The sequence below is a fragment of the Kitasatospora sp. NPDC038210 genome (assembly GCF_055600605.1).
Map to the genome: position 1 here is coordinate 455,908 of NZ_JBVJYK010000001.1, position 12,462 is coordinate 468,369.

10 protein-coding genes are annotated in these 12,462 nt (G+C 74.0%); 9 read left to right on the top strand and 1 reads right to left on the bottom strand.

The genetic code is table 11. From position 1 onward, the window contains the following. The first annotated feature begins 23 nt into the window (after window positions 1-23). The 5 genes from ACZ7KX_RS01925 to ACZ7KX_RS01945 all read left to right on the top strand — a co-directional run bounded on the left by ACZ7KX_RS01925 (window position 24) and on the right by ACZ7KX_RS01945 (window position 5,623). On the top strand, window positions 24-1,355 hold the full coding sequence (locus ACZ7KX_RS01925) for a hypothetical protein (protein ID WP_470324786.1): 1,332 nt from the start codon (window positions 24-26) through the stop codon (window positions 1,353-1,355). Next, window positions 1,352-2,299 (top strand): glycosyltransferase family 2 protein, encoded by a 948-nt coding sequence (locus tag ACZ7KX_RS01930; protein ID WP_470324787.1) that lies wholly within the window; start codon window positions 1,352-1,354, stop codon window positions 2,297-2,299. The genes ACZ7KX_RS01925 and ACZ7KX_RS01930 overlap by 4 nt, the downstream gene beginning before the upstream one ends. Beyond that, entirely contained in the window at window positions 2,296-3,651 is a 1,356-nt protein-coding gene (locus ACZ7KX_RS01935) for a polysaccharide pyruvyl transferase family protein (protein ID WP_470324788.1), read from the top strand. Before ACZ7KX_RS01930 ends, ACZ7KX_RS01935 begins: the two co-directional genes overlap by 4 nt. Further along, complete coding sequence (locus ACZ7KX_RS01940) at window positions 3,648-4,211, top strand: dTDP-4-dehydrorhamnose 3,5-epimerase family protein (RefSeq protein ID WP_470324789.1); 564 nt, start codon at window positions 3,648-3,650, stop codon at window positions 4,209-4,211. The genes ACZ7KX_RS01935 and ACZ7KX_RS01940 overlap by 4 nt, the downstream gene beginning before the upstream one ends. Before the next feature lie 68 nt (window positions 4,212-4,279). Next, the gene (locus ACZ7KX_RS01945; RefSeq protein WP_470325092.1) at window positions 4,280-5,623 is read left to right on the top strand and encodes a glutamate-1-semialdehyde 2,1-aminomutase; all 1,344 of its coding nucleotides are present in this window, start codon (window positions 4,280-4,282) and stop codon (window positions 5,621-5,623) included. A gap of 7 nt (window positions 5,624-5,630) precedes the next feature. On the opposite strand, the gene ACZ7KX_RS01950 is transcribed toward ACZ7KX_RS01945, so the two are convergent. Further along, window positions 5,631-6,254 (bottom strand): phosphatase PAP2 family protein, encoded by a 624-nt coding sequence (locus ACZ7KX_RS01950; RefSeq protein ID WP_470324790.1) that lies wholly within the window; start codon window positions 6,252-6,254, stop codon window positions 5,631-5,633. A gap of 281 nt (window positions 6,255-6,535) precedes the next feature. On the opposite strand from ACZ7KX_RS01950, the gene ACZ7KX_RS01955 reads away from it, so the two are divergent. The 4 genes from ACZ7KX_RS01955 to ACZ7KX_RS01970 all read left to right on the top strand — a co-directional run bounded on the left by ACZ7KX_RS01955 (window position 6,536) and on the right by ACZ7KX_RS01970 (window position 12,437). Continuing rightward, window positions 6,536-7,519 (top strand): GNAT family N-acetyltransferase, encoded by a 984-nt coding sequence (locus ACZ7KX_RS01955; protein WP_470324791.1) that lies wholly within the window; start codon window positions 6,536-6,538, stop codon window positions 7,517-7,519. Between the two features lie 143 nt (window positions 7,520-7,662). Then, window positions 7,663-8,361, top strand: coding sequence for an SDR family oxidoreductase (locus ACZ7KX_RS01960; RefSeq protein ID WP_470324792.1), 699 nt, complete (start codon window positions 7,663-7,665; stop codon window positions 8,359-8,361). Window positions 8,362-9,078: 717 nt separating this feature from the next. Beyond that, window positions 9,079-11,985, top strand: a complete 2,907-nt coding sequence (locus ACZ7KX_RS01965; RefSeq protein WP_470324793.1) for a type 2 lanthipeptide synthetase LanM family protein — start codon at window positions 9,079-9,081, stop codon at window positions 11,983-11,985. A gap of 245 nt (window positions 11,986-12,230) precedes the next feature. Continuing rightward, window positions 12,231-12,437, top strand: a complete 207-nt coding sequence (locus tag ACZ7KX_RS01970; RefSeq protein WP_396550198.1) for a hypothetical protein — start codon at window positions 12,231-12,233, stop codon at window positions 12,435-12,437. The last annotated feature ends 25 nt before the right edge of the window (window positions 12,438-12,462 follow it).

Sequence of the window (12,462 nt, forward strand, 5' to 3'; positions counted from 1 at the left end):
GGGCGGCGGGGGCGAAGGGGCCGGTGGCGACGACCGGCACGGGGGAGGCGGCGGCTGCGTCGACGACGGCTGGGTCGGCGGCCCCGGGCGGCGACGGCCGGCGGACCGCCCGGCGGGCCCTCGTCGGCCGGCTGTCCTGGGGGCTGGCCGACCAGGCGGCCTCCAGCGTCAGCAACTTCGCCGTGGGCATCTACGTGGCACGCTCGCTGGGGGTGACCGCGTTCGGCGTGTTCAGCCTCGCCTGGGTGACGTACGGCGTGGTGCTCAACGTCTCCCGCGGGCTGGCCACCGACCCGCTCGTGGTGCGCTTCAGCGGCGTGCCGGAGGCGTCCTGGCGCGGGGCGGTGGCCCGGTCGACGGGCACCGCCCTCGGCGTCGGCACCGCCATCGGCGCGGTGTGCCTGGTCGCCGGGCTCGGCCTCGGCGGCCGGGTGGGCGCCGCGTTCGCCGCCCTCGCCGTCATGATGCCGGGGCTGCTGCTCCAGGACGCCTGGCGGTTCTCGTTCTTCGCCGCCGGCGCCGGGCGGAAGGCGTTCGTCAACGACGTCGTGTGGGGCGTCGCGCTCGTCCCGGCCATGGTGGTGGCCGCCCGGGTCGGCAGCGTGGCCGCCTTCGTGCTCGCCTGGGGCGCGTCCGCCACCGTGGCGGCCGGCTACGGCTACCTCCAGTCCGGCATCCGGCCCCGGATCGCCGAGGCAGGCGGCTGGCTCCGCGAACAGCGCGACCTCGGCTACCGGTACCTGGTCGAGAACGTCAGCCTCAGCGGCGCCAGCCAGCTGCGGGCGTACGGGCTCGGCGCGATCGCCGGGGTCGGCGCGGTGGGCGCGGTGCGCGGCGCCGAACTCCTGCTCGGCCCGTTCCTGGCCGTGCTCATGGGGCTCTCGCTGGTCACCGTCCCGGAGGCGGCACGCGTCCTGCGGCAGGCCTCGCACCGGCTCGGCGGGTTCTGCCTCCTGCTGGGCGGCGGCCAGGCCGTCGGCGCGCTGCTCTGGGGCGCGGCGCTGCTGCTGATGCCCGGCCGGCTCGGCGAGCTGGCGCTCGGCGACGTCTGGCACTCCTCCTCGCAGCTCATCGTGCCGATCACCCTCGGCGTCGCGGGCGCCGGCCTCGGCACCGGCGCGGCGGCCGGGCTGCGCGCGCTCGGCGCGGCCCGGCGCAGCCTGCGCTGCCAACTCTTCGCCTCCGCCTGCTACGTCGGCGGCGGGCTCGGCGGGGCCGCCGCCGGCGGCACCGTCGGCTCGGCCTGGGGCGTCGCCGCCGCGACCCTGAGCGGCTCCGCCGTCTGGTGGCTGCAACTGCGGTCCGCCCTGCGCGAGCACCACCGCACACCCGTCCCCGAAGGGAGGACCTCATGACCACCCGACCCAGGCTCAGCATCGGCCTGCCCGTGTACAACGGCGAGGAGTACCTCGCCGAGTCGCTCGACGCCCTGCTCGGCCAGACCTACGAGGACTACGAACTCCTCGTCTCCGACAACGCCTCGACCGACGGGACCGAGGAGATCTGCCGCGCGTACGCCGCGAAGGACCCGCGCATCCGCTACCTCCGGCTGCCCCGCAACATCGGCGCCACGCCGAACCACAACCGCGTGCTCGACGAGGCCCGCGGCGAGCTGTTCAAGTGGGCCTCGCACGACGACCTGTACGGCCGGGACCTCCTGCTGCGCTGCGTGGAGGCCCTGGACGAGCGGCCGGACATCATCCTCGCGCACACCGGCCAGGCGGTCATCGACGGCGACGGCCAGGTGACCGTCCCGTACGAGTACGGGCTCGCCACCGACTCCCCGCGCGCGCCCGAGCGCTTCCGCAGCCTGCTGTTCGAGCCCGGCGGCGACGACTTCTACGGGGTGATGCGGACCGATGTCCTGCGCCGGGTGAAGCCGATGGACAGCTACCACCACGCCGACCGCACCTACGTCGCCGAGATCACCCTGCACGGGCCCTTCCACCAGGTGCCGGAGCTGCTGTACTTCCGCCGCGACCACCCCACCCGCGCCGAGCGGGCGAACCCGTCCAAGCGCTCCCGGTGCGTCAACCTGGACCCGCGCCGGGCCGGCCCGCTGCACCCGACGCCCCGGCTGCTCGCCGAGTACGTCTGGGGGTTCGCGTCGGCGATCCGGCGGGCGCCGCTGAGCCCGGCCGACCGGCGCGAGTGCTACCGCCACCTGGCCGCGTGGATGACCAGCCGGCTGCGGCCCGGCGCCGGCGAGCGGGTCGAGGACCGCGCCCCGGTCGACCCGGCCCTCCTCACCGTGTCCGTCGACGCCCTCGTGGCCGGCCGTGAGGGGAGGCGGGCATGACGGCCGTGCGGGGCGGGGGCGGTACCCCGGTGCGGGGCGGGGCGTCCGGGGCTCCGGCGCGCGTCGGGCTGTTCGGGCTGCTCGGCTCCGGCAACCTCGGCAACGACGGCTCGCTGGAAGCCGTGCTCGGCTACCTCCGCGCCGAGCACCCGGAGGCGGTCGTGGACGCGCTGTGCGGCGGCCCCGAAGCCGTGACGACCCGGTTCGGGATCCCCGCCACGCGGCTGCACTGGAACCGCGCGGAGTACCGGACCGCGTCCCGGGCGGGCTCGATCGCGGCGAAGGGCCTCGGCAAACTCGTCGACGTCGTCCGCACCGCGGCCTGGGTGCGCCGGCACGACGTGGTGATCGTGCCCGGCATGGGCGTCCTGGAGGCCACGCTGCCGCTGCGGCCGTGGGGCTTCCCGTACGCGCTGTTCCTGCTCTGCGCGAGCGGCCGGCTGCTGGGCACCAGGGTCGCGCTGGTCAGCGTCGGCGCCGCCGAGATCGGCAACCGGCCGACCCGGGCCCTGGTGCGCTGGTCGGCGCGGCTGGCCGCGTACCGGTCGTACCGGGACGGCCCCTCGCGCGACGCGATGCGGGCGATGGGCGTGGACACCTCGCGCGACGAGGTCTACCCGGACCTCGCGTTCTCCCTGCCGGCGCCGACGGCGAGCGTGCCGCCTCCCGAGCCGCCGGGGAAGGAGCCGCCGGGTCTGTCAGGGGTGGTCTGTCTCGGCGTCATGGACTTCCACGGGGGCAACGACGACCGCGCCCGGGCCGACGAGATCCACCGGCGCTACCTCGACGGGACGATCCGGTTCGTCCGGACGCTCGTCGAGGAGGGCCGGCCGGTCCGCCTGCTCACCGGCGACCGGTGCGACGCGTCGGTGGTCGCCGCGATCCTCGACGCGGTGGACTCGCCGCTGGTCACCGCCGCCGAGCCGGCCTCCCTGGCCGACCTGATGAAGGAGATGGCGGTCGCCGACACCGTGGTGGCGGTCCGCTACCACAACCTGATCTGCGCACTGAAGACCGGTACGCCGGTGCTCGCCCTCTGCTACGCGACGAAGAGCGAGGCGCTGATGACGGACATGGGCCTCGGCGCGTACTGCCACCCGGCGCGCGAGGTCGACGCCGACCGGCTGCTCGAACAGTTCCGGGCGCTGGAACAGCGATCGGCGGAGCTGCGGCGGACCCTCGTCGAGCGGAACGTGACCGCCGCGCGGCGCGTGCAGCACCAGTTCGACGCCCTGACCGCGGCCCTCTTCCCGGCGGCCGGCCGCGGCCGTGCCGACGCCCTCGACCGCGCAGCCGCCCACGACCACACTCGTACCCACACCCACGGCCACGACCTGCGGGAGACACAGTGAAGGTGACCAGAGTCCCGGCGATCAGCGGCGCGTTCCTGTTCGAGCCGACGCCCCACGCCGACGAACGCGGCTTCTTCTGCCGCACCTTCGACGCCGACGTGATCCGCTCGGTGGGCCTCGACCCGGACGCCTTCGTCCAGCACAGCCTGTCCCGCTCGGTGCAGGGCGTGCTGCGCGGCCTGCACCTGCGCTCCGGCGCCGGAGAGGCCAAGCTGGTGCGGTGCTCGTACGGGAAGGTCTTCGACGTCGTCGTGGACCTGCGGCCCGACTCGCCGACCTACCGCAACCAGGCCCACTTCGAACTGTCCGGCGAGACCCAGGCGAGCGTGTACATCCCGGCGGGGTGCGCGCACGGCTTCCAGGCGCTGACCGGGACCGCCGACGTCTCGTACCGGATCGACCGCCCGCACGACCCGGCCGAGGACGTGACGATCGCCTTCGACGACCCGGAGCTCGCCGTCCCCTGGCCGCTGCCGGCCGTGTCGATGTCCAAGCGGGACCGGGAGGCACCGAGCCTCGCCGAGGCCCTGAAGCACAAGGAGGAGGAGAGGCCGACGTGAGCACCGAACACACCGTAGGCACCGAAGGCACTGTGGGAACTGCAGAAGCCGTGCGCGCCGTTCGCGCCGTGGGCGTCGAAGGGGCGGGCGCGAACGAGGAGTTCGCCCTGCCCCGGTCGCGGGCGGCGAACGAGCGGCTGCACGCCCTGATCCCCGGGGGCGCGCACACCTACGCCAAGGGCGACGACCAGTACCCCGAGGACCTGGCCCCGGTCATCAGCCACGGCCGCGGTGCCCACGTGTGGGACGTCGACGGCAACCGCTACGTCGAGTACGGATCCGGCCTGCGGTCCGTCAGCCTCGGCCACGCCCACCCCCGCGTGCTGGAGGCGGTGCGGCACGAACTCGACCGCGGCTGCAACTTCGTCCGGCCGTCCGTCCTGGAGATCGAGGCCGCGGAGCGCTTCCTGGCCACGGTGCCGACCGCCGAGATGGTGAAGTTCGCGAAGAACGGCTCAGACGTCACCACGGCCGCGGTGCGCCTCGCCCGCGCCGTCACCGGGCGGTCGCGGGTGGCCATCTGCGCCGACCACCCGTTCTTCTCCGTCGACGACTGGTTCATCGGCACCACGCCGATGTCCGCCGGAGTCCCGACGTCGACCACCGAACTCACCGTGGCGTTCCCGTACGGGGACCTGGCCGCCACGGAAGAACTGCTCACCCGCCACCAGGACGAGGTCGCCTGCCTGATCCTCGAACCCGCCGGCCACACCGAGCCGCCGCCCGGGTACCTCGCCGGCCTGCGCGAGCTGGCCGACCGGCACGGCTGCGTGCTGATCTTCGACGAGATGATCACCGGCCTCCGCTGGTCCGAGGCCGGCGCGCAGGGCCTCTACGGTGTCGTCCCCGACCTCTCCACCTTCGGCAAGGCCCTCGGCAACGGCTTCGCCGTCTCCGCGCTGGCCGGGCGCCGCGAGCTGATGGAACGCGGCGGGCTGCGGCACTCCGGCGACCGGGTCTTCCTGCTGTCCACCACGCACGGTGCCGAGACGCACGCGCTGGCCGCGGCCATGGCCGTCCTCACCACGTACGTGGAGGAGGGCGTCACCGCGCGACTGCACGCCCTCGGCGAGCGCCTCGCCGCGGGCGTCCGCGAGGCCGCAGCCGGTGCGGGCGTCGGCGACCGCGTCCTCGTCCGGGGCCGGGCCAGCAACCTGGTCTTCGCCACCCTCGACGAGAAGGGACAGCCGTCGCAGCCGTACCGCACCCTGTTCCTGCGTGGACTGCTCGCCGGCGGCGTGCTGGCCCCGTCCTTCGTGGTGAGCAGCGCACTGGGGGAGGACGACATCGAGCGCACCGTGGAGGCGGTGGCCGGGGCGTGCGCCGTCTACCGGAAGGCACTGGACGCCGGTGACCCCACCCCCTGGCTGGGCGGCCGGCCGGTGAAACCGGTGTTCCGGCGCTTCGTGTGACGTAACATCAGGCCCCGGCTGCCCGATCGGCGGTCCGGTCGATCAGCCACGCGGTCACCGGAACCACCACCAGCGCCGTGCACCAGCCGCCGAGGACGTCGGTCGGGTAGTGCGCGCCCAGCGCGACCTGCGCCCACCCCATGGCGGCGCCCGCCGCCACCGCCGCCCCACCGAGCACGAGGGGGCCGCGGTGGCGAGGCGCGGCCAGCACCACCGCGAGGGCGAGTGCGGTGAAGAACGCCGTGTGCCCGCTCGGGTAGGACAGGTTGCCGTCGCCGTGGATGGTGCGTCCCACCACGTGCTTGAGCACCGTCGCCGTCCCGACCGTCAGGCCGACCCCGGCCACGACGAGCACCGCCCCCCGAGGACGCCGGCCCAGCAGACAGCCGACCACCACGGCCACGACCAGCAGCGTCGACCCCACGGGCTCCCCCAGGAAGTCCAGGACCAGCGCGACACCCCGCCACGGCGGCCCCGCCCCGTACACCGCCGACTGCACCCGAGCGTCGACCACCCCGGGCCCACCCGCACCCGCGTACCGAACCCCGAACACGGCGACCACCACCGCAGCCAGGGCAGCGACCAACCCGAGCCACCCCCGGCCCGCCGCAGACACCAACCGCCCGCTCACCCACCCACCCCGCCCCGCGCCACAGAGAGCCGCCGTCACCCGGACCGGAAACAAGTCTGACAGGCCGTCACGAACCGCGGGCCGTGTTGCCCGGCACGAGGTCGGCCACGTCGTCGGTGTGTCCAGCGCGGGCCACGGCTGGCCCGCTCACCGGCCATCTGCGCCGCAACGGGGCAGATGCCGGGGCCCGCTTCGAACGCGGCCAACTCGTCGAACGGCCGCAGACGACCGCAGCATGAATAGGGTGGCAGACCTGCCTCGAAGTTCGAGACCATCCGACCATGTCGAATGGTGCGCCGGGACAGGACCTTCCGGTCGGCTTCGGGTTCCAGCCGTATCGCGGCGACGAAGACCACGGCCCGATGGCCGCGGTGCGGCTGGGTTGTGCTGAACGGGACCAGGTCGACGCCCGTTCGGTTGTGGAAGGGCTCCCGACAGCGACCGAGATCGCCGAAGCCTCTGCCAAGCTGGAGGAGCCGTCCGAGAACCAGGTCCTGGTGGTGCACGACCGGAGCGTCGTCGGCTACTCGACGATCCGGTGGTGGCAGGAGCAGGACGACACGTGGCTGTACCTGCACCGCGGCCACCTCCTGCCCGAGCATCGCCGCCAGGGCATCGGCTCAGCCATGCTGGGCTGGGCCGAAGAACGGATCCGCCGGCTCGTCGAACAGCATGGAACGGCGCGGACGGCAGTGATCGGCGCGAACGCCACGGCCACCGAGCAGGACGCCACGGCGCTTCTGCTCGCAGCCGGCTACCGACGTGTCTTCAGCCTGGTCGAGCTGGAGCTGCGCGATCTGCAGCAGTTGCCCGAGCGGGGCAGCGAACTGCCGGCCGGGACACGGACGGGACCGATCGGGTCAAGCCACTACCGCGCGGCCTGGAGGACCGTCGTCGACGCGTACGCGGACACCGGTTTCACTCGGAAATGGCCATTCCAGGACTTCGTCGACACCGCCGACCCGGCATGCTGGAGTGCTGCATGGAACGGGCAGGACATGGTCGGCGTCGCCCTCTGCTCCATCCGCCGTCACGACCACACCGTGGGCGAGGTCGAAGAACTGTGTGTCCGGACGGACCATCAGCGCCTCGGAATCGGACGGGCCCTGTTGCTGGACGGGCTGCGCAGCCTCCGCGGGCAGGGTGCAACGACCGCCCGGCTGTTCACGGGCACGTCAAATCCGCACCGGTCCTACGATCTGTACGAGAGTGTGGGGTTCCGGCGGCAGAACGAGTACGTCCGTTACCGCAAGCCGCTTGCTTGACCGATCTGTCATTCGGGCGGTCAGTCAGTCCACAGGATTTGACACCATCCCCCGTCGGGAAGAGCCGGGAGCGAGCGTCCAAGATCGCTGGGTATAGTGCAGGCGCTCTGCCCCGATGATCCCGTCGCCGAGGAGGCCGTCCCATGGAACCCGTCACGCTGATCACCGGTGGCTCGACCGGAATCGGCGCCGCCACCGCCCGCGCCCTGCTCAAGCAGGGCCACCGCGTGGCCGTCACCGGACGCGACGCGGGCAAGCTGGCCGCCTTCGCCACCACCGCGGGAGCGGGCGAGCGGCTGCTGACGATCACCGGCGACGCGGGCGAAGCGGATGACGTCGCCGCCGCCGTCCGCCACGTGCTGGACACCTGGGGCCGGCTCGACAACGTCATAGCCAACGCCGGTTTCTCCCTGCCCGGCAACCTGGAGACCCACGCCCCCGAGGACATGCGCGCCATGATCCTCACCAACGTCCTGGGCCCCGCCCTGCTGATCCAGGAGACCCTGCCCCACCTGAGGACGTCCAAGGGCCGAATCGTGATCATCGGCTCGGTCGCCGGCGTCCGCCACACCCCCGGCAACCTCTACTCCGTCACCAAGTGGGCCGCCCACGCCCTCGCCGAGAACACCCGCCTCCTGGTCGGCCAGGACGGCGTCGGCGTCACCGTTGTCGCCCCCGGCATCGTGGACACCCCCTTCTGGCACGGCCGCGGCGGCACCCCCGAGGCAGCCGCCACGATGACCGGCGAGCAGATCGCGGACACCATCGTGTTCGCCATCAACCAGCCCGCGGGCGTGGACGTCAACCACATCACGGTGCGGCCGACGGGGCAGGTCGGCTGAGGCGGAGCTCCCAAGGGCCGTACGGGGAGGCGCCTTCGGCCCCGCCGGAGCCGGTCCGGCGCCGGTCTTGCCGCAGGCGTGGGGATGCGAAGCGCCTGGCATGTTCGGGCCGTGATGGATGTCGAGGAGTCCCGGGCCATGATCGACGGGGCGTGCGCCGAGGCCGACGCGCTGGAACCCGACTTCGACGATCGGCGCGGCGCGATCGAGGCCGCTCGACCGGACCGCCCGCTTCAGCGACCCTACGGGCATGGAGTTCTTCGTCAACGCGGGGCAACCGGATCACCTGTCGGGCCATGTCGCCGCCGAAGGGACCATCCCCGCGAGTGTGGGGCCGACACTTGCTGACCAGCGGAGATCGGCGTCAGAGGGTGCTGGTTGACTCAGTTCGACGGGATGGCATTCCGGCGAGAAGTCGATGTCGTGCCTTCATCTCTCCTCGTGTCGACGTGAGTTGTCGGTGACCACTGTCCCGCGCTCTCGAAGCGTACTCGCACGTGGGCGATCGAGACGACGCTTGAGGGCGAGTGGAGAGACGGTCGACTTCTTCGAGGGGCCCGGGCGTCGTGGCGTAGAGTCGGCGGACCCGGCCAGGCCCTGGCCGGCGGGCAGCGACGCGCCCGCGGTGGATGGGTTCAAGGCCGCTTCTCGGTAGGGTAATTCAGGCAGTTCTCCACCTCTTGCGCTGCTGTTGCGCGGGCTGACAGTCTCTGCGCTGTGATCGGTGACAACGCGCTCGCAGTTGCGGAGGCGGTCGCCTCGCCGCGGTGGTCGCCGACCTTCGCGCCGGTGGGGGCCGTGGGCCTGCGACACCTCGAATCGGCCGAGTTCGTCGAGGCCGCTCTCGCCACAGCCCCCGGCAGGCCCGTCCTGCCGGCCGGGCCGCTGCCCGGGACGGCCGGCTTCGCCGTCGTGATGGCGCCGTTCGCGGGGCTGGCTGCGCGGCAGCTGGTCGGCAGGTTCGATCCGGTGGTCGGGCAGGTGGTCGAACTGCCCCGGATCGTCGAGGAGTTCACCGCGACCACGGCTGCCGCGCTCGGCAGCCTGGCGGCGCGGGCGCTGGTGCTGGAGTTGCGGGTGGCCCGGGGTGAGGGGCGGCTGGCGGGGGCGAGTCCGCAGGACAGGTTCCGGGACTTCGTCGCCGCTGCCGGTACCCGTTCCGGGTTGGTGCGGTTGTTCGCCGAGTACCCGGTGTTGGCGATGCTGGTCGGCCGTACCTGTGTGGATGCCGTTGCGGCGACGGCCGAGGTGCTCACCCGCTACGCCGCCGACCGCTCCGAGGTGGTCGCCCGGCTGTTGGGCGGGCGCGACCCGGGGCCGTTGGTCGCCGTGGACCGGGCCGTCGGTGACGCGCACCGGGGTGGCCGTCGGGTGGCGGTACTGTGCTTCGCCGACGGCAGTCGGGTGGTCTACAAGCCCCGTTCGCTCGCGGTCGACCGCCACTTCGGCGAACTGGTGGACTGGTTCAACGCCCGCCCGGGGACTCCCGGGTTGTGCACGCCCGCCCTGGTGAGCCGGACGGACTACGGTTGGACAGAGTTCGTCCAGGCCCGGCCCTGCGCCTCCGCGTCGGAGCTGGACCGGTTCTACCGGCGGCAGGGGGCGCTGCTCGCCATCGCGCACGTCCTCGACCTCACCGACCTGCACCACGAGAACCTGATCGCCTGCGCCGACCACCCGGTACCGGTGGACGTCGAGACGTTGTTCCACCCGCCCGGGTACGAGGGCGAGGACCGCACCGACGACGACCCGGCGGGCCGCGCGCTGGATGCGTCCGTCCAACGGACCGGTCTGCTGCCGCACCTGGTGCTCGGGGACGAGGCCGCGCTCGACCTTTCCGGCCTGGGGGGCGGCGCCGGTCACGGCTCGCCGATGGAGACGGTCGGCTGGGAGGCCGCCGGCACCGACGAGATGCGGCTGGTCCGCCGGCCCGGCGTCGTCGACGGCGGGGTCAACCGCCCGCAGCTGGGCGGTGTCGAGGCCGAGCCCGCGGCTCACGCGGGGGCGCTGGTGGCCGGTTTCCGCTCGGGCTACCGTGCGATCCTGACGGGCCGGCGGGAGTTGGCCGAACTGCTGCGGCGCTTCGCCGCTGACGAGGTCCGGGTGGTGACCCGGGCCACGCAGGTCTACGCGACGGTCCTCGCCGAGGCGACCCACCCCGACGTGCTGCGGGAGCCGGGCGACCGGGAGGGGCTGCTGCGGCTGCTCGGTACGGACGCCGTGGACGACCAGGGCTGGCCGGGACTGCTCGATCACGAGGTCGCCGAGCTGTGGGACGGCGACGTGCCGGTGTTCACCGCCCGTCCGGGTGGCGTCGACCTGTGGAGCGGCACCGGTGCTCGCATCCCCGGCGCCCTCGACCGGCCCGGCCTGGCCCGGGTGATGGAGCGCCTGGCGGCGATGGACGAGGCCGACCTCGCCGGGCAGGAGCGGATCATCCGGGCGTCGCTGGCCTGCCGTGCCGCGGAACCGGCCCATCCCGACGCGGTGCCCGGCCCGCGCACCCCCGAACAGGACGCTGAACTGCCCGCTCCCGAGCGGCTGCTCGCCGCGGCCCGGGACATCGGCGACCTGCTGGTCGAGCAGGCGCACCGGGGGCCGGGGCGGGCGAACTGGCTGGCCATGGAGCTGCTCGGGGAGCGGTACCGCAGGCTCGCGCCCTGCGGTGCCGACCTGGGACACGGATACACCGGGGTCGCCCTGTTCCTCGCCCAACTCGCCGCGGTCACCGGTGCGGACCGCTACGCGGACACGGCGCTCGCCGCGCTGCGCCCGGTGCCGGAACTGCTGGAGCGCCTCGCCGCGCTCCCGGACGAGGACCTGGGCGCGGTCGGCTCGGGTGGCTTCACCGGGCTCGGCGGCATCCTGTACGCCCTCACGCAGACGGCGGTCGCCCTGGACGACGCCGGGCTGCGGGCCCTGGTCGAGCCGGCGGCCGATCTCACCGTCCGGGCCGCCGGGGCCGAGCAGTCGCTCGGTGTGCTCGACGGCGCCGCGGGCGGTCTGGTCGCGCTGCTCGCCGCGCACCGGGTGTTCCCGTCGGCCGGGCTCCGGCGCGGCGCGGGTGCCTGCGCCGACCGGCTCGCCGCCGCGCCCGTCCCGGTGGAACCGGGCTTCGCGACCGGTGCGGCCGGGGTCGGCTGGGCGCTGCTCGGTTTCGCCTCCGGCGGGGGCGGGGAGCGCTACCGCCGGTCGGGGCTGGCCGCGTTGCGCTCGGCCGTGGCCGCGGTGCCGTCCGTCGGGGCCGACCTCTCCTGGTGCACCGGCCGGGCCGGGGTGGCGCTGGCGGTCGCGGACCGGGCCGAGGCGATGGGGGACCCGGGGTCGGCCGAGGCCGTCGCCGAGGTCGTCGGGCGCCTCGCCGGCGCCGGACCGCTGCCCGATCACGGTCTGTGCCACGGCGAGTGGGGCGTCCTGGAGCTGCTGCACCGGGTGCCCGACCGTTCGGCACTCCGGGTCCGCGCCGCCGGTACGGTCCGGCGCGGCCCGCGCTGCTCGGCCCCCGGCGGGATCACGCGGCCCGGACTGCTCACCGGTCTGGCCGGCCTCGGCCACGGCCTGCTGCGGCTCGGCTTCGCCGACCGCGTCCCGTCGGCGCTGCTGCTGCGGGCACCGAACCCCTGAGCGCCGCCGCCAGCCCGTCCGACCGAACCACCGTGCCCACCGAACCACCGTGCGCCGCCGATCGACCGTGCTCACCGAACCACCGCGCCCGACCGAACCACCCCGCCAAACCGAACCACCGTGCGCAGCCGAACCACCGTGCCCGGTCGGGCCACCGTGCCCGAACCGCGGTCACAGCACGCGGTCGCCTCCGAGACCGTCGGACGTCGGCCTTCGAGATCATCTGCCGGAAGGGAACACCGTTCATGAACACCACCGCCCTCGCGCAGCGCCCGATGCAGCCCGCCGGCGCGCACCGCGCCGCAACCGTCGATCACCCGGCGGGTGAGATCCGGCTGCGGACCGGCGGCGGGCTCGGCCGCCGGTCCCGGCTGCTGAGCGGGCCCACGGCGTTCCGCTCCACCAGCGCGTGGACCACCATCAGCAAGGTGGTGGGTGACGAGCGTCACTGACCGCACCGCCGGGCGGGCCGGATCC

What these genes read in the sequence shown, in the direction of transcription:
- ACZ7KX_RS01970 (WP_396550198.1), top strand. Translation starts at nt 12,231, where the DNA reads ATGAACACCACCGCCCTCGCGCAGCGCCCGATGCAGCCCGCCGGCGCG.
- ACZ7KX_RS01935 (WP_470324788.1), top strand. Translation starts at nt 2,296, where the DNA reads ATGACGGCCGTGCGGGGCGGGGGCGGTACCCCGGTGCGGGGCGGGGCG.
- ACZ7KX_RS01930 (WP_470324787.1), top strand. Translation starts at nt 1,352, where the DNA reads ATGACCACCCGACCCAGGCTCAGCATCGGCCTGCCCGTGTACAACGGC.
- ACZ7KX_RS01955 (WP_470324791.1), top strand. Translation starts at nt 6,536, where the DNA reads ATGTCGAATGGTGCGCCGGGACAGGACCTTCCGGTCGGCTTCGGGTTC.
- ACZ7KX_RS01960 (WP_470324792.1), top strand. Translation starts at nt 7,663, where the DNA reads ATGGAACCCGTCACGCTGATCACCGGTGGCTCGACCGGAATCGGCGCC.